At 31.0% G+C, this 17,815-nt stretch carries 13 protein-coding genes and 1 pseudogene; 7 read left to right on the top strand and 7 right to left on the bottom strand.

The features are described from left to right. Window positions 1-91: 91 nt before the first annotated feature. Window positions 92-769 carry a DUF6431 domain-containing protein gene (locus Ctaglu_RS09485; protein WP_125000483.1) on the bottom strand — a complete coding sequence of 226 codons (678 nt, stop codon included), beginning with the start codon at window positions 767-769 and terminating at the stop codon, window positions 92-94. Window positions 770-924: 155 nt separating this feature from the next. Here Ctaglu_RS09485 and Ctaglu_RS09480 point away from each other — a divergent pair. After that, window positions 925-1,404, top strand: a pseudogene (locus Ctaglu_RS09480) (sensor histidine kinase); the annotation flags it as partial. 214 nt (window positions 1,405-1,618) lie between these two features. Here Ctaglu_RS09480 and Ctaglu_RS09475 read toward each other — a convergent pair. Next, complete coding sequence (locus tag Ctaglu_RS09475) at window positions 1,619-2,608, bottom strand: D-cysteine desulfhydrase family protein (protein WP_125000475.1); 990 nt, start codon at window positions 2,606-2,608, stop codon at window positions 1,619-1,621. A gap of 204 nt (window positions 2,609-2,812) precedes the next feature. Further along, entirely contained in the window at window positions 2,813-4,075 is a 1,263-nt protein-coding gene (locus Ctaglu_RS09470) for a dicarboxylate/amino acid:cation symporter (protein WP_125000472.1), read from the bottom strand. 378 nt (window positions 4,076-4,453) lie between these two features. Between Ctaglu_RS09470 and Ctaglu_RS09465 the strand changes: the two genes are divergently transcribed. Beyond that, window positions 4,454-6,514 (top strand): sigma-54 interaction domain-containing protein, encoded by a 2,061-nt coding sequence (locus Ctaglu_RS09465; protein WP_307720480.1) that lies wholly within the window; start codon window positions 4,454-4,456, stop codon window positions 6,512-6,514. Between the two features lie 209 nt (window positions 6,515-6,723). Then, the gene (locus Ctaglu_RS09460; protein ID WP_125000469.1) at window positions 6,724-7,902 is read left to right on the top strand and encodes a MalY/PatB family protein; all 1,179 of its coding nucleotides are present in this window, start codon (window positions 6,724-6,726) and stop codon (window positions 7,900-7,902) included. Window positions 7,903-8,358: 456 nt separating this feature from the next. Here Ctaglu_RS09460 and Ctaglu_RS09455 read toward each other — a convergent pair whose 3' ends face one another. Then, window positions 8,359-9,282, bottom strand: a complete 924-nt coding sequence (locus tag Ctaglu_RS09455) for a DUF6414 family protein (protein ID WP_125000466.1) — start codon at window positions 9,280-9,282, stop codon at window positions 8,359-8,361. A 174-nt stretch (window positions 9,283-9,456) separates the two neighbouring features. Beyond that, the gene (locus Ctaglu_RS09450) at window positions 9,457-10,236 is read right to left on the bottom strand and encodes an SDR family NAD(P)-dependent oxidoreductase (RefSeq protein WP_185732643.1); all 780 of its coding nucleotides are present in this window, start codon (window positions 10,234-10,236) and stop codon (window positions 9,457-9,459) included. Between the two features lie 137 nt (window positions 10,237-10,373). Here Ctaglu_RS09450 and Ctaglu_RS09445 point away from each other — a divergent pair, with 137 nt between their 5' ends. After that, window positions 10,374-11,942 (top strand): PucR family transcriptional regulator, encoded by a 1,569-nt coding sequence (locus Ctaglu_RS09445; protein WP_125000460.1) that lies wholly within the window; start codon window positions 10,374-10,376, stop codon window positions 11,940-11,942. 288 nt (window positions 11,943-12,230) lie between these two features. Further along, complete coding sequence (locus Ctaglu_RS09440; protein WP_125000457.1) at window positions 12,231-14,168, top strand: oxidoreductase; 1,938 nt, start codon at window positions 12,231-12,233, stop codon at window positions 14,166-14,168. 183 nt (window positions 14,169-14,351) lie between these two features. On the opposite strand, the gene Ctaglu_RS09435 is transcribed toward Ctaglu_RS09440, so the two are convergent. Then, complete coding sequence (locus Ctaglu_RS09435) at window positions 14,352-14,534, bottom strand: hypothetical protein (RefSeq protein WP_125000454.1); 183 nt, start codon at window positions 14,532-14,534, stop codon at window positions 14,352-14,354. 324 nt (window positions 14,535-14,858) lie between these two features. Between Ctaglu_RS09435 and Ctaglu_RS09430 the strand changes: the two genes are divergently transcribed. After that, complete coding sequence (locus tag Ctaglu_RS09430) at window positions 14,859-15,884, top strand: aldo/keto reductase (protein ID WP_125000451.1); 1,026 nt, start codon at window positions 14,859-14,861, stop codon at window positions 15,882-15,884. A gap of 68 nt (window positions 15,885-15,952) precedes the next feature. Beyond that, window positions 15,953-16,210: a hypothetical protein gene (locus tag Ctaglu_RS09425; RefSeq protein ID WP_125000448.1), complete on the top strand. Its 258-nt coding sequence runs from the start codon at window positions 15,953-15,955 to the stop codon at window positions 16,208-16,210. A gap of 59 nt (window positions 16,211-16,269) precedes the next feature. Here Ctaglu_RS09425 and Ctaglu_RS09420 read toward each other — a convergent pair whose 3' ends face one another. Further along, window positions 16,270-17,583, bottom strand: a complete 1,314-nt coding sequence (locus tag Ctaglu_RS09420) for a hemolysin family protein (protein ID WP_125000445.1) — start codon at window positions 17,581-17,583, stop codon at window positions 16,270-16,272. Window positions 17,584-17,815: the final 232 nt, after the last annotated feature.

Genomic DNA, 17,815 nt, shown 5'->3' with positions numbered 1-17,815 from the left:
GAAAAATGTTATCATATAGGTATTTCAATGACCATTATCGTATTAAGTGGTCTGCCTAAATTAAAATTAAAAATATATGATTATAGCTAAACTATGACGTTCCTTGAAAAAACGATGAACCATTTTGTTTGAAAAATTGTATTATGAAGTCCTCAAGTTTATCAAAGGAACTATTTATGATATGCTGCACAAAAGTTAAGTTTGAAATGAGCTTGTCCTCTAAAAGTCCAAGCCATATCTGTTTATGTTCTTTAAACTTCTTTAAAATTCGATAGAATGTAGATATAGCAATGCCATAATGTTCACACATAGCTTCCACAGAGTGATATTTATGTACAAGATAGTCATGGATGAGGTACACAGTGAATTTAAAACTAAATGACATATACGGCACAATTACCGAAGGTAGGAGGGCATGGGTACGTTTACATGATGAACAAATATATCTAGAAATGATAATTATATTATCTTGAGCGGTATTATTATAAGTCACAAGATGGCGTTTGTAAGACGCAAATGGAGATAATGCATGTTTAGCGCCACAAAATGGGCATACTAAAGTCTCTATATTAACAGAGCTTACATATTTATCAAAGGCAGTTATCTCATTTTCAAAAGAAATTTGCTTAAAACACTTGCATAATTGTGAAAATAATCTTATCATAATAGTAGTTTTATAAGAGTTTTTAACTCTTATTTTAAAGGGAGAACGTTGCTTTGGTCGGCTGGGGTTCTCCCTTTTCCTTTCTCTAGTTTTAATAATAAGCATAAAATAAGCTCCTGATGATGTCAAGTCATTAGGAGCTTTGTTATAGGAATAATCTGCTTAGTAAAAAAGCAAATAACCACTAGATAATTATTAGTATTATAGTTATAATTTGACTTAGGAATGCAGTTCCATAAAGCTATATTTTGACGCACTACAATTTGATTTTCGATACTGAAACAGAAGAAAAAATCATTGCCTGTGATCCCGATAAAATCGAACGAATAATACTTAATTTACTTTCTAATGCTATTAAATTCACACCTTCTAAGGGATATATATATGTAAATATATATGATGGGCAAGATAAAACAATAATCTCTGTTAAAGATACAGGTATTGGTATAAAAGAAGATATGAAAAATTTAATTTTCCAAAGATTTATACAAGTCGATAAATCCACTTCGAGAAATAGAGAAGGTAGTGGTATAGGTCTATCTCTTGTAAAGTCTCTTGTTGAATTACATAATGGTAAAATAGACCTTATTACTTCTATTGGAAATGGTAGCGAATTTATAATCGAATTACCTAATACGCAAGTGAAAACAGTTAATACTAATCCAGAAAACCTTCAAGAATCTAAAAACAATAAAAATTTAGAATTAATTAATTTAGAACTTTCAGATATATATTTTTAGTCACACTTAATGTCGTTAAATCATCTCCTTCGGAGCTGTAATTAACGACTTCAGAAGGAGATTTAGACTCCTGCTAAAGTTTTCTTTTTGTTGTAATATGTGACCCCCACTTATAGAAGTGGGATATTTCCCTTCTGAAATGTCGTTAAATCATATGGTCTTCAAAAAAAGTAGCCTTATGCGCAGGCTACTTTCTTATACTAGTTTACTATTTTTAAAGCTTAAATAAGTGTTTCTGCGGGAACAATCCAAATGCTCCTCCAGTATGAATAAACAAGATATTTTCACAATTTTCAAAGCTTCCTTTTTTAATTTCTTCTACCAATCCATACATGGCTTTACCCGTATACACAGGGTCTAAAATTATTCCCTCTAGTTTTGCAAAGTCATGAACAAAGCTAAGCTCTTCTGGCCTGCTAAGCGCGTATCCTCTTCCTACATATCCATCCATAATATGAATTTCATCTTTTGAAATATGTAAATTCACATCAATGTATTTCATACTTTCCTGCAATATTTTATAAATCTCATTTTTGAAGTGCTGCGCATCATCACAAACATTTATACCGTATATTTCACCAGTATACTCTAGTGTTTTACTTGCTAGTAATAGTCCAGAATGAGTTCCACCAGATCCTACTGCAAGTACAATTTTATCAAAGTGTACACCCATCTCTTTTTCCTGGAAAATAATTTCCTCCATGGCATTATAGTATCCGAATCCACCAATTCCATTAGAAGCACCTTCTGGTATAATATAAGGTTTAAAGCCCTGCTTCTCTAATTTTCCCTTGATTTCTTCCATAATTTGAGCTTTACTATTTTTATATTGTTCTGGAGTAATAAATTGAATCTCCGCCCCCAAAAGCTTATCTATAAACAAATTGCCATCTAATTCTGTTTCTGAGTCCCCTCTTAAAACAAGGACTGATTTCATTCCAAGCCTTGAAGCCACTGCTGCCGTAGCTCTGCAGTGATTAGATTGAATTCCTCCACAAGTAATAAGTACATCACAGCCTTGATTAAGAGCTTCCTTTACAGAAAATTCAAGTTTCCTTATTTTATTACCGGAAACTTCTGTTCCTGTTTGATCATCTCTTTTTATATAAATATTAGGGCCACCAAGCTTTTGCGACAATCTTTCTAATTTTTCTATCCTTGTTGGTAGGTTTGCAAATATTATTTTTTCTGGAATTTTAATCATTAAATAAACCCTCTTTCTTTACTAATATTTTTAAATCATGATTATTCTCATTCTTTATGAAACTATATTTTAATTTTAATTTTTTAAAAATCATCCAGTGTAAATTTTTCTTATAAAATAAGTATATTTGCAAATACACTTATTTTATAAGCAATAACTATGCCAATGTCATTAGAATATCATTTAAAAACCATATTAAAGGTATTAGCCTTTGATAGCGTATGATAGTGTTTGAACACTCTTCTTCATCCAGTCTTTACCTTCCACCAGTCGAGTAACAACCATAGATGTTACAGCATCACCAGTGCAATTTATCCATGTTGCAGCAGGATCTACAAGAAAGCCAAGAGTTGCAATAATTGGAAATGCTTCTGCTGGAAATCCAAATAAATTTACAATCAACATTTCACCAATGAGTCCACCACCTGGAACGCCCGACATAACTACGCCGCCCATAACTGAAATTGCTAGTGCGGCAACGTAGGTTCCTATTCCAGAAAATTCTTGTCCAAATATTCCAAACAGAAATGAAATTTTTAATATAGAAGAAATAACAGTACCGTCCATATGCATGGTTGCGCCGATTGGCAACACAATTTCGCGGATATCCTTTGGAACTCCCATATTCTCAGTAGCCTTTAAGTTAACAGGTAGAGTTGCAAGAGAGCTCTGAGTTGCAAGTGATGTAATTGAGGGCTCTAAAATGTTTTTAAAGAAAGTTTTTATACACTGAGTACCTCCAGCAAAATATGAATATCCAGAAAATGCAACAAAGAAATATATAATACATAATGGATAATAGATAACCATAGCCCTTGCGTAAGCACCCAATAGCTGAGGCCCAAACTCACCAATGAGGCTTGCAAAATATGCACCCAAACCGATTGGAGCGTACAACATAATAATGCTAATAAATTTCATCATAACTTTTGACATAGCATCTAGACCCTTTGCTATAATATTATTTTCAGCACCAAGGGAGCTAACACATAATCCAAAGAAAATAGAGAATATAATAAGAGGCATCATATTAGAGCGAGAAAACAAGCCACCAAAATCTGTTACGGTTAGTGTCTTAACAATTTGATCAGAAAGTTTGACTGTTTCCAAAGCCTTTGCAGCCTCAAATGTTAGTTTAACGCCAGCAGCAGGTGGAAAAACCTTTACAACAGTAATAATGATAAGACCAGCAATAAATCCTGTAGCAAGGAACGTCAAGAACATATTACTTATAATTTTTCCTAGTCTTTTCATATTAACCATATTTCCTACCGCACCAGCTATGGTAACAAATACTAGAGGGGTTACAACTGTAAACATTAAGTTAAGAAATATATCACCAAAAGGCTTAAGTACTGTTGCTTTTTTACCAAAAACAATGCCAATGATGCTCCCTACTATAATAGATAGAATTAAAATAATTGGGAAACGATAATTTTTCCATACACTTTGTTTTTTTGCATTCATTATAATACTCCCTTTCTTTCTTTGGCATTGTTAAAAATTTTAACAATACTAGACTTTATACCTTTTTATAATTGTTAATATGCAATTACTGGATATACTACCTGTGGGATTAATAATAATATGGATTATTGATGATGATTTACAAATACGGCATCCTTTACTTTGTTAAAAATAATTGCCCTTTCATTTTTTCTATTTATTTTATATCAAGCTTCTTATAATAACCAGCAAATTCTATGCCAACAAGTAACTATTGGTTGCTTGTTTCGACTTAATTTGTTAATTAGATACTTTCCTTGACATGTTTTTTAAAAAGAATTAACATTATACTAATTAAAACTTAAGAGGGTGAGTCCTATAAAAAAAAGAATCGCTGTTGTGGCATTGGATTATACGGCTGCAAAATTTTACGAACATCAGATAAAAGAGCTCTTTGGTGAGCTAGTATCTACCTGTGCTTATAATGTATTAAATGGATCCGTCAAGAAAATAAAGGAAGCTGATTTATTTGTAGTTTCAACCGACGCCTTTGAAAGCATTACGGATCTTCAAGAGTGCATACCTATCGGTGTTCCTAAAGTAGAAATTGCAGTAGCCTTTACTAATAAATCTCTTGATACTTTAAGAAGCATTCCAAGTGGAAGCAAAGCTTTGTTTGTCAATCTCAGTGAAAAAATGGTGCGTGAAGCTATAACTAGACTCAGTCAATTGGGTATTAATCACATAAATTTCACTCCCTACTATCCTGGAGCTAAGTCCATTAGTGGTTTCCAGTTAGCAGTAACACCAGGTGAATCTCGTTATGTACCAAAAGACTTAAATAACATTATTGACCTTGGGCAACGTGTGCTCGATTCCAGCACCATGGTTGAAATAGCACTGCGACTAAAATTTGATTACCTATTAGAGAGGGTAAAATTCAAGGAATATTTTCGGTCACTGGCTGTCAACAATTATAGCTTTAACCAACTATTTGGTAGGTCTCTCCAAATGGAAAGTCAATTTGAACTTTTGATGGAAATTATGGATGAAGGCATTATTGGTGTTAATGAGAATGATGTTATTTTTGCTTGTAATTCAAAAGCAGTAGAAATTACAGGTGTTACCAAAGAACAATCCATAGATCATCCTGCTATATCCATTTTCTCGTTTTTACCTTTTGAGGAATGCAGGAGCACAAGAAAAAAGATAAATAATCGTTTAATTAGAGTGAGTGATGTTGACATTACAGTAACTGTTACTCCTGTAATCCGTGGTGATGAATATCTCGGATCTTTTGCTACTATACAAAAATTTACGGAAGAAGAGTATAAACAACATAACTTACGTATTCAATTACTTAATAAAGGACACAAAGCTAAATATACTTTTGATGATATCATAGGTGAAAGCCATGTGCTCAAAAAAGCCTGTGCCATAGCTAAAAAGATGGCAAAAACCCATTCTACTGTCCTAATTACAGGTGAAAGCGGAACAGGAAAGGAGCTTTTTGCACATGCTGTGCATAATGAATCAGATCGTCATAACTATCCTTTTATCGCCATAAATTGTGCAGCAATGCCAGATAATCTACTAGAAAGTGAGCTATTTGGTTACGATGAAGGCTCTTTCACTGGTGCTAGACGTGGCGGAAAGTTAGGTCTTTTTGAATATGCTCACAAAGGAACAATATTTTTAGACGAAGTGGAGGGAATGAGTCCGGCCCTCCAAATTAAGCTACTTCGTGTTATTCAAGAAAGAGAGATTATGCGAATTGGTGGCAATAAAATTATTAGTATTGATGTACGAATTGTAGCTGCAGCCAATGAAAATCTTGAAGAGCTAGTATCTAAGGGAAGTTTTCGTAATGACCTCTACTTTCGCTTAAATACCTTGCCAATCCAGCTTCCTCCATTGCGAGAGCGGGGTGAAGACATTATGCTCTTATTTAACTACTTTAAATGTAAATTGGGAGGTCGCTTCACCTTATCTCCTAAAGTAATTAATACATTGCTCTCCCATAACTGGAATGGCAATATTCGTGAACTACACAATTATGTAGAATATCTCACCTATATAGATAAAGATATAGTGTATTATGATGATTTACCACCTGGTTTCCACAATAATTCTCTATCCACATTAAAACATAATTCTGACAGCTCTACTAATATAGATGCTAAACTTTTGGAGCAATTAGCAGGTAACCAAATAGATGACTACTTCTTTGTGCTAGATATGCTACATGTGGGATTTATTAACCAAGTTGCTATGGGTAGACTATCAATTTCTGAGGAAGCAGAAAAAATAGGACACTACCTAACCCAGCAAGAAGTTAGGGGGATTTTAAACGACTTAAATAATTTAGGTTTAATTAAAATGTCTCGTGGCAGAGGTGGTAGTAAAATAAATAATCGAGGCATCAAAGTTTTTAGCGAACTTCAATCTCGACTAAAATAGACAATATTTTATAATCAAATGGTTGAAGTTGTATAACTTCAACCATTTGATTTCATTAAAAATACTTTTTTTAATGAAACCTATATATATAATAGATGTCTATCTGAAAAACAATCCAAAAGTTCAATCATAAATTTGGCATCATTTTTGCGTTATTTATGTTATAGCAAGTATTTCTTGCACAAATAAGTATAAGAAGGGTGTAAATTATGAAATATAATTTTGATAAAATAGTTGACCGTAGCAACAACTTTGCTGCAAAATATGATGAAAGAGAAAAAAAATTCGGAACTTCTAATGTAATACCATTATGGATAGCAGATATGGAATTCCAGGTAGCCAGTCCTATTAATGATGCTATCCTAAAAAGAGCTGAGCAAGGAATTTATGGTTACACATCTCGTCCTGCTTCCTATTATGAAGCCTTTTGTGATTGGGAAAAGACCCGAAACAATTGGATAGTTAATAAAAATCTAATTAGTTTTAGCCCCGGTGTTGTACCCTCTCTATCAGTTATTGTAAGGGAATTTTCTAATAGTGAAGATAAAATTTTGATACAAACTCCAGTTTATCCGGAATTTTATGAAGTAATAGAATCTTGGGGCAGGGTGGTAATCGAAAATCAATTATTAGAACAGGATGGAGTCTATTCTATAGATTTTAAGGACTTTGAAGAAAAATTAAAGCAGAAACCAAAATTATTTATTTTATGTAGCCCTCACAACCCAGTAGGTAGAGTATGGCACCGTGATGAATTAGAGCAGATTACTAAGCTATGCTTACGCTACAACGTTATGATTATCTCTGATGAGATACATTCAGATTTGATATTATGGAACAATAAACATATTCCTACTGCAAGTATATCAAAGGATGTTTCAAGCAAAACTATCACCTGTACTTCATGTACAAAAACTTTCAATTTGGCAGGACTACAGGCCTCTGTAGTAATTTTTCCAAACGCTGAAATTAAAGAGACATTTGATGTTTTCTGGAGAGGCATGGATATCCATCGCAATAATTGTTTTAGTCTTGTGGCTATAGAAGCAGCTTATAGGCATGGCGGAGAATGGTTAGAACAATTGATAACATATATTGAGGGAAATATTGATTTCATAGGAGATTTCTGCAAAACTAAGATACCAAAAATCAAACCTAGCAGACCAGAAAGTACCTATCTAGTTTGGTTAGATTGTCGTGAATTAGGACTTGAAAATGATGAACTACAAAAATTTATGGTTAATAAGGCAGGTTTGGGACTCAATGCTGGCAATGACTTTTGTCGTAGCCTTTCTGGATATATGCGTCTAAATGTTGCATGTCCACGTTCAACACTTGAAAAAGCCATGCTACAGCTTGAAAAAGCTGTTAATTCATTGGAAAATTAAAGCATCACTTGTAGTGATGTAATATTATGGACTTCAGCAGGATATTTATACTCTTACTGAAGTTTTTCTTTTTTTAGTATATATATCCGCCTTAATATAATTTTTCTTGACCTTAGGTCAGACCTAAGGTTTATAGTTAACATATAATTAATCCGATTGGAGTGACTTAAATGAAGGAGTACATAAAAACTAGTGAACTCACACTGAATTTAGCCTCTGAAAATCTATCTTTAAAGTATGCCCCTTTAACTCATTACTTTCACTTATTTGTCTTTTCATTAATATAAATATCAAGTGCTTTAATTCCTCTATTTAAGCTACTTCCCAATATCAACGGGTAACTACACTATATAATCTTATATTATTAAAGTAATTTTTTATGCATAATTTCATATCTAAACATAACTTGACGAAAGCCTTAAAAACATTTAAACAGTTATAATTAGTACTTCTGGTTTATATGTATATTGCAATAGGGATTACTTCAATAGCCTCTTTAACTATTTCTGTTATACAATTCTCAGGAATGATTATATTGTTCTCTTTAAGTATATTAAGATATGGAGCTATTGAAATTAAAAATTCATTATTATAATACTCCATTCCAGTTTTTGAAAGTAAATTTATGGGTTCTCCACTTTTAACGATTTTACATAAAACCTTAGACTTGAAATTAGCATTGTCATATATATATGAATTCTTATCTTGAAAAAAATTTAGATTTACATTTGCAACTACAGTACAATCACCCATTTTCATTATCATATTTACTGTACTATTTCTTTCTAAATAAATCTTTAATACTTTTAATTGTTTTAGAATAATGGAGTAATTTATTATACTATTAGGTAGCGTTGCATTTTTTAATAGCTTATCTAGCTCCTTGCTATCATAGCACTCTATAACATCTATAAGATTGCTCACATAGTTACTCAAGGAGTAGTCTATAAGAGTTGCCTCGAGCTCTACAAACTCTCCGCATACTATATCATTTTCAATAATGTTATTTTCATCTATTACCCTACAAATTTTTTTATTAAACATATCATTTCTAAAGTTATTAAAAAGATTAAAACTAGTATATATTTTCTTTATGGTAATCTCATTCCTATTTATATTCCTATCGTCTACCATACCTAAGACATCTCCGATATTAGTGCTTGTAGTATCATTTGCTTTATTCTTTTCCTTATCATTATTTGATATTTTTTCACCTTCAACTATTTGGTTTTTGGATGACATTTGTAGCTTTATGTTGTCAGATTTATCGGCAACACACCTAATAGACCTACTCTCTATATATCCCTCACCTAATATAGAATAAGAATCAAGCATCAATGATTTATTTAAATAAATAGTCATATATATATTAGCTATCATTATAGATACACCTCACTACTATCATATTTAAATATATTTCTTCATTCTTTAATAAAGACCTTGAATTACTGTAAAATAAAATGCCCTAAGCTCAATTAAGAGTTTAAGGCATTTATATTTTTTTGCACAGAATCATAATATGACCTCATTAAATCATATCCTGGGTCGCTACAATTAAGTCAATGTATATCCACCATCAACTAAAATGGTTTGACCTGTAATAAATCCACCAGCTTCAGAGCATAGCATATTTGTGATTCCCTTAAAGTCTTCTGGAAATCCCCAACGTCCTACTGGACATTTTGCAGCAACAACTTTATCCATCATTGATTTTTTCGTTGGTGTGGTTGCAGTCATTTTAGTGAAAATAGGACCTGGAGCAATAGCATTTACAGTAACTCCATAAGGTGCTAGTTCAAGTCCAAAGGATCTAGTAACTCCTCTTATTGCATGCTTTGTAATAACATATGGTGACATTCCAGATTTCATTCCTAAATAGCCAGCAACTGAAGACACATTTAAAATTCTTCCGCCATTGCCAGCTTTTATAAAGTATTTCCCAGCTTCTGCTATAAGTGCAACAACTTGATTTAAATTTATTTGCAAACAACGTTGATATTCTTCTTCGCTATAAGTATCACCAATAGGATTATGTGACTCTACTCCTGCACTATTTATAAGTATATCAAATTTTCCATATTCTTCAATAGCTAAAGGTATTATAGTAGCTACTTCTTCTGGTTTTGCTACATTAACATGTATTGGGAAAAACTTTTGTCCTGCTGCTTCAACAAGAGCTTTAGTTTCTTCAAAGGATGTACTAGAATATGTGCCAGCAATATCTACACCTGCTTCTGCAAGTCCTACTGCGATTGCTTGACCAATTCCAGTTGCTGAACCTGTAACAATAGCTACTTTTCCTTTAATATTTGATAAATCATTTACATTTTTCATAATGTTTTCCCTCCCACTGTAATATATTATTAATATATTACAGTATATCATATTGAAAAATTTGTTACTATATTAAAACATCCAAAAGCTATTGTCTTAGTTGTGCGAAATGCACTATAATAGAATTGAGGTGGATTATGAGTATTAATTTTAATAAATTACGTGAATATTTTATAAAAAAAACTAAAGTGGCTTACTTTGATATGGAACCTGATATCAATTTTATTGATACAGAGTTAGTTACAGAGGAAAAAATAGTTTATTTAAAAGATTATATATACGTTGCTAATACCTCTATATTTAAAGGAAATTTGGATAAAATAAATGATGTTTGCTTTATTTTAATAAATGACGATTGTACAAAACTCGAAAAATATATTGATAATAAATTAAAAATAATTGAGATAAATCAAAATGAAAATATATTAGAAATTTTTAATGAAGTAAAATCTTTTTTTCGTAGAGATATAAAATATAATCAATTTAAAGTATCATTATTAGAAGCTTTTCTTTCCGGAGAAGGCCTATATAAAATAATAAACACTGCTTCAAAACTAATTGGTAACCCTCTAATTGTAATTGACCTAAGTTTCAAAGTATTAGCTAGTTCACCCATAGAAAACATTACTGATTTGTTGTGGATGGATAATGTTAAAAAAGGCTATTGTTCTTATGAATTTATCGCTGAATTAACAAAATTAGAAGCTTTAAAAAAAGGAAGACAAACAAAACGTCCCTTCGTTGTGACATGCCCCATAAGTCCTATCGAAAAAATTGTATTCAAAATAGAAATAAATAATAAAACTATAGGAAATATTTTATTACTCCAATGCGAAAAACAGGTATCCCCTGATGACTATGATTATCTGATATTGATAAGTGAAATAATTTCCAAAGAATTAGGCAAAAAACAGTTTTACAAAAACACAAAAAATGTTCTAAGTGAAGAAATATTATATGATTTATTAGAAAATACTATTGAAAATAAAGAAATAATTAAAGAAAGGTTAAAAAATTGTTCTTTAGTATTTAGTAAGCATATTTTCGTGATGGTAATTGATATATCAAATTTTGAACTTAGACAATCTATATATTCCAGATATTTGAGCACAGCACTACTTAATCTTTTTCCAATAAGCAATTCAATTTATTATAATGGAGCTATTGTAATAATTGATGATAGAGAAGAGTACATAGAAAATGAAAATAAAACTGAAAGCGTTAAAAAATTTTTATTAGAAAATAATTTAAAGATGGGAATAAGTAGTGAGTTTTCTTCAATAGAGGATTGTAGCATTTACTATCATCAAGCAATAAGATCCTTAGAAATAGGCAGCATCCTTGGTGAAAAAAAATGTGTATATAAGCATGAAGATATTGTTCCTTATAATTTCATTTATATGGCAAAAGGTCAAATATTAAAGGAAGATTTTTATAATAATTCTATATATATATTAAAAAAATTTGATTACACAAATAGTTCGGAGTTGTATAAAACATTATATACATATTTAAAAAATAATCATAATATGACAAAATCATCAGAGGAATTGTTTATACATCGAAATACGCTAAGATATAGATTACAACAAATTGTAAACTTAATAGGGATAGATTTAGATAAAAATGATAATAGTTTTAAATTATATTATGCTTGCAAATCAATAAGTTTTTATAAAAAACTTATTGATTCACAAAGTAAATAAAGATAAATATTCCTTTTATAATCTCTGATTTTTCAGAGATTATTTTTTTTGGTTACAGTATCTTACCCACCTATAAAAATGGGAAACTTTTATACTGAAATGTAGCTAAATCATCACTTACTGTGTTTCACTATTAACGACTTAGGAAATATGGTTAAAGCTATAGTGCATAACGCACAACGCACATAATATTTTTCGGATTTTCATCCATAGCATCCAATTTTCTACAATGTTATACTTCAATTAATCTAAAAGACAATTAAACGGTGTATGGGAGGGTAATATACAATGAAATATAAAAAGCTTTTCACTAAAGGTAAAATAGGTAACTTAGAAATAAAAAACAGGATAGTAATGCCTGCAATGGGAACAAATCTAGCTTCATATACTGGAGAAGCATCTAATGAAATCATTCGTTATTATGAAGAAAGAGCAAAGGGTGGATGTGGCCTCATAATTACTGAAATAACTAGAATTGATGATGAAACAGGGGTAGGTATGCCCAATCAGTTGTGCTCTATGAATTTAAAACAAATTCCAAGATTAGAAACTTTAGCTCGCACAATGCACAAATATAATACGAAGATATTCTTGCAATTACATCATCCAGGGAGAGAAAATCACGCTATGATGATAGATGGTCGTCAAATAGCTGGCCCAAGTCCCATAATGTCATCAGCTATTGGTGAAATGCCTAGAGAAATGACAATAGATGAAATTGAAGGACTAGTTGTAAAATTTGTAAAAGGTGCTGTCTTTGCTAAAATGGCAGGTATTGACGGAGTAGAAATCCATGCTGCTCATGGATATCTTGTTGCACAGTTTATGAGCCCACAATCAAATCATAGAGAAGATAAATATGGCGGTAGTTTTGAAAAAAGAATGCGATTTATAACTGAAATAATCATGGGCATACGTGCAAAATGTGGTCCTAGCTTTCCAATATCAGTAAGAATCGATGGAAATGAATTTGTTAAAGATGGTATATCTTTAGAAGAAGCAATCCAAGAAGCTGTTTATTTAGAAAAATTGGGCATAGATGTTATTAATGTAAGTTCTGGAACATACGAATCAGTTACTACAATTATAGAACCAATTTCATATCCTCAAGGATGGAAAAGACATTTAGCTAAAGCTATAAAAGAAGCTGTTAATATACCTGTAATCGCTTGTGATGTAATTAGAAAACCTGATATGGCTGAAACTATATTAAGGGATGATAATTTGGATTTTGTTGCACTAGGTAGAGCCCAATTGGCAGATCCAGAATGGGGCATTAAAGCAAAAGAAGGCCGGGAGGAAGACATTAGACCTTGCATATCATGCTTAAACTGTATAGAAAGCGTTATCAAATGCGAAAACATTAAATGCGCAGTTAATCCAAGGGTAGGGCGCGAACTAGAATATCCAGATTTTTCAAAAACCGGTGAAGGTAGAAAAGTTGTAATTATTGGAGGTGGGCCAGCAGGAATGGAAGCTGCAAGAGTTTTAGCATTAAGAAAATTTGCACCTATAATATTTGAAGAAAAAGAATATTTAGGTGGAAATGTATATCTAGCTGCTAAACCTCCATTAAAAGAAAAATTGGATTGGTTCCTAGAATATCAAAAATTAGCAATTAAGAAATTAAATGTAGTCGTAAGACTAAATGAAAAAGCTACTTTGGAAAAAATTAATGAAATTAATCCTTATGCAGTATTTATTGGATCAGGATCAAACCCTATAATACCTAAAATTCCAGGAATAGACCAAAGTATTGTATATACATCAACTGATATTTTAGAAGGTAGCGTTATATTAGAAAATAAAAATATAGTAGTTGCAGGTTCAGGAATGACAGGTCTTGAAATAGCTGAACTATTAGCATCTAAGGGGAACAACGTAACAGTAATTGAGATGGCAGATAAAATTGGGCCTTCAGGATATTTACCTAATGTAATTGATATAAGTATGAGACTTGCTAAAGAAGGCGTATCGCTTATGCCTTGTAGCAAACTTACAAATATTAAAGTCGGTGAAATAGATATTGAGAATACTAAAGATAAAAAAGTGACTACACTAAAAATTGATGCTTTAGTATTATCTTTGGGAGTTAAATCGAATGTTGAAATGGTAAAAGGAGTAGAAGAAAATTATAATATTGTTGAACTATTAGGAGATGTTTGTAAACCAGGCAGAGTTGTGGATGCAGTCCTAAATGGATTTGAAAAAGCATATGTGCTTTAGGTTACAGACACGCTTTGTTGACTATGTCTTTTGAAATAACCTAACATTTATAGTCAAAAAAAACATAACAATTTGGATTAATTCTAATTTAATCTTTAACAAGAGTCCCATATGGTATATAATAGAAATATATCTAAGATATGAATATCTATTCATATTGAAAATAAGAGCATTAAAATGCTCCTATTTAAATAAATTTATAAAAAAATTTATAACAAAAAAAACTAACCTTTCAAAACAAAAGCATAAAATTTTTTTAGATGAATCTTTCAAAGCTTCATCAAAACCTTCTTTTACAGGTTGGCCGACTTGTAATGAACAGTGGTTGTGAGCTTTTGGAGGATTCTTTTGTTTTTTGTTTTTCAATAGATTACCTCCTTTATGGCATATAATTGCTCCCAGTAAGATGCTATTAAAATATATAACTTTTTACATACTCCTTTTGATACAGTTTTGAATTTTGAATGTATAATACGAGAACATATGTTTGCCTAAATAAAGTATATCATAAAATAATAGATAAATATACCAATAAATTATTTTTATAATTAATAAAGTTTTCTACTTACAATTATAATTTTATTAATAGTAAAAATAACATAAAATCTTTTGAATGAATAAGTATATGCCTTAAATATTGCAGGTCTAGTTATAACAAACTATAATTATAAAAGATATGGAGGAATATAAATGGACAAAATAAAACTCGGACGAACAAATTTAATGGTTACAAGAAGTGGCTTTGGTGCATTACCGGTGCAGAGAGTTTCTTTTGAAGAGGCTAAAAAGATTCTACGAAAAGCTTATGACAATGGTATAAACTTTTTTGATACTGCAAGAGCATATTCTGATAGTGAAGAAAAAATAGGATATTCTCTTGCAGATGTGAGAAATGAAATCATAATCGCAACTAAAAGCCATGCAAATGATAGAAAAACCTTACTTGAGCATTTGCAAATAAGTCTTAAAAATTTAAAAACAGATTATGTAGATATCCTTCAATTACATAACCCAGATATTCTTCCGAATCCTGAAGATCCAGAAGGCCTCTACGCAGGCCTTCTAGAAGCTAAGAAAAGAGGGCTTGTTCGTTTTATAGGAATTACAAATCATAAAATAAAAAATGCAATGGATGCCGCATCTTCAGGATTATATGACACTATACAATTCCCCTTAAGTTCATTATCTGCTGATATTGATTTAAGCTTAATTAAAGAATGTAGTGAAAGAAATGTAGGACTGATTGCAATGAAAGCTCTTTCCGGAGGACTAATAACTAATGCAGCCTCAGCCTTTTCATTTCTGAGGCAATTTGATAACGTTGTACCAATATGGGGAATACAAAGAGAAACTGAGTTAGATGAATTTATTTCTCTTGAAAAAAACCCACCACCATTGGATGAATCCATGTGGTCCATTATTAACAAGGATCGTACTGAACTTTCAGGAGATTTCTGTCGTGCTTGTGGGTATTGTCTTCCATGCCCTGCTGGAATCGAAATTCCCACCTCTGCCCGAATATCACTTCTTCTTAAAAGAGCTCCTTATCAAGGATTTTTAGAGGATAGTTTTAATGAGAAGATGAAGCTTATAAATAATTGCATAGAATGTGGGCACTGTAAAAATCATTGTCCTTATAAGCTTGATACTCCAAATCTTTTAAAAAGAGAATTGAAGAACTACAATGAATTTTATGCTAAACATAAAAACACTTAGTTAAGGAGTGATAAAACCCGGTTATTTACCAAACATTCATTTTGATTATTCATAATTGGAACTTTTTTATGATAAGAGTAATATTATATACTAACAAAAGAAATATTAATGGAAGAAACCTAAGAAAAATCATTTTTAATATTTGCCTTCAGAGAGGGGGGAAATATGTATGGGTTGTTGGTGGATACTATTATTATTACTATTTGATGACAATAATTGCGGTAACAATAATTGTTGTTGCAATAGGAATCGTCGTTGTTGCAATAAGAACCGTCGTTGCTAAAATTTTTCATAATGATGACTCTGATACCAATATTAAAAAATAAAGCTAATTTAAGCATTTAAAATAACAGAGACTTTAGCTAATTATGCTAAAGTCTCTTATTTATATGCATATTTTAATCTTTCCTATTCTTCTTTCTTTAACTTCCTCTATTGTAAATATTACATTACCATATTCAATAGTTTTGTTTTCATTTTTCTTTGGAATACATCCCAATAGACTAACTAAAAAACCTCCTATTGTATTGTAATTTTCTGATACTAAATTCAAGTCAAGATTGTCATTTAAGTCGTCTATTGATAGCAATCCACTCACTATATAAGTATTGTTATCAATTTTTCTTATATCAGGTTCGTCATAATCATATTCATCTTCAATATTCCCCATAACTTCTTCTATAAGATCTTTAGTAGTAACTACTCCTGAAAATCCTCCATATTCATCTATCAGTACAGCCATATGATTTTTAGCTTTTTTTAATTCTCTAAATAATTCATCTATATTTTTGCTTTCATTAACAAGGTAAGGAGAATGTAATATATTCCTAATGTTTATATTTTCAAAACCATTTGTACGAGCCTCTATTATAAAATCTTTCATGTGAAGTATTCCTATGATATTATCAATATCACCGTCATATACTGGCACTCTAGAATATTTCCCCTCTAATAACTCATCTAAAAACTTGGAAGCAGGATCATTTATGTCAATCAAAAACACTTCTGTTCTTGGAGTCATGACTTCTGTAGCTGATTTATCATCAAATTCAATAATGTTATTTATCATTTTTTTTGCAGTTTCGTTTATGGCGCCGCGTTCTTGCCCAACTTTTATAAGTGATTTTATTTCTTCTTTGGATAATTTCTCCTCTATTTTTTTACTATCAATACCAGTAATCTTAACTAAAACATTAGTGGATACTGAAAGTAACATTGCAAAGGGAATCATCAATTTAGATACGCAAAGAATGGGTACTACTGAAAACATTGCAATAGCTTCTGGTTTTTGCTGTGCTATACGCTTTGGAAACAATTCACCAAATACAATCATTATATAAGATAAACCAATAGTTATGCTAACTAAAGCAATTTGCTTACTATAAGGTACGTTTAAACTGTTTAAAAATTTTGCAAAATCATTAGATATACCCGTAGCTGCAGATGCACTAGATAAAAATCCAGCAAGCGTAATTCCGATTTGAATAGTGAATAAAAATTTTGTTGGCTCTTCAATAAGTTTTACTAAAAGCTGTGCTTTTTTGTTACCCTCTTGTGCAAGCTGTTTAATTCTATTTTTGTTTAATGATACCATCGCCATTTCTGCTGATGCAAAGAATGCATTTATCAGTGTTAAAATACCAATTAGTATAAATTGCGCCATTATATTACTTAGCGCGGGGTCAGGGTTTGAATCCATTAAAAATTCCTCCTCTTAAATAAAAAACTTCATATTATAATAATAACACTAATCTGAACACTTTATTGATAATATAAAAATTATTATTTAATTTATTTTTTTCCGCTCCCCATATTAGTAGAAAATTTAGTCAATACTTTATTTTAATATTTAATTTTTCATTTGTAATCTCTTTGTAAAATTAATTTACTAAAAATAAAAATGCCCCCAAATGGAATATGGGAGGCACCTC

This window comes from Clostridium tagluense, assembly GCF_003865095.1.
In the GTDB taxonomy this organism is placed as follows: domain Bacteria; phylum Bacillota; class Clostridia; order Clostridiales; family Clostridiaceae; genus Clostridium_AD; species Clostridium_AD tagluense.
The sequence above is the reverse complement of the archived record's forward strand: the minus strand, read 5'-3'. Positions and strand labels throughout refer to the sequence as shown.

Bases quoted from the DNA above. Each gene is read 5' to 3' on its own strand.
- Ctaglu_RS09425 (WP_125000448.1), top strand. From the start codon at position 15,953: ATGATAAGAGTAATATTATATACTAACAAAAGAAATATTAATGGAAGA.
- Ctaglu_RS09455 (WP_125000466.1), bottom strand. From the start codon at position 9,282: ATGATAGCTAATATATATATGACTATTTATTTAAATAAATCATTGATG.
- Ctaglu_RS09430 (WP_125000451.1), top strand. From the start codon at position 14,859: ATGGACAAAATAAAACTCGGACGAACAAATTTAATGGTTACAAGAAGT.
- Ctaglu_RS09445 (WP_125000460.1), top strand. From the start codon at position 10,374: ATGAGTATTAATTTTAATAAATTACGTGAATATTTTATAAAAAAAACT.
- Ctaglu_RS09485 (WP_125000483.1), bottom strand. From the start codon at position 769: ATGCTTATTATTAAAACTAGAGAAAGGAAAAGGGAGAACCCCAGCCGA.
- Ctaglu_RS09420 (WP_125000445.1), bottom strand. From the start codon at position 17,583: ATGGATTCAAACCCTGACCCCGCGCTAAGTAATATAATGGCGCAATTT.
- Ctaglu_RS09450 (WP_185732643.1), bottom strand. From the start codon at position 10,236: ATGAAAAATGTAAATGATTTATCAAATATTAAAGGAAAAGTAGCTATT.
- Ctaglu_RS09460 (WP_125000469.1), top strand. From the start codon at position 6,724: ATGAAATATAATTTTGATAAAATAGTTGACCGTAGCAACAACTTTGCT.
- Ctaglu_RS09470 (WP_125000472.1), bottom strand. From the start codon at position 4,075: ATGAATGCAAAAAAACAAAGTGTATGGAAAAATTATCGTTTCCCAATT.
- Ctaglu_RS09475 (WP_125000475.1), bottom strand. From the start codon at position 2,608: ATGATTAAAATTCCAGAAAAAATAATATTTGCAAACCTACCAACAAGG.
- Ctaglu_RS09440 (WP_125000457.1), top strand. From the start codon at position 12,231: ATGAAATATAAAAAGCTTTTCACTAAAGGTAAAATAGGTAACTTAGAA.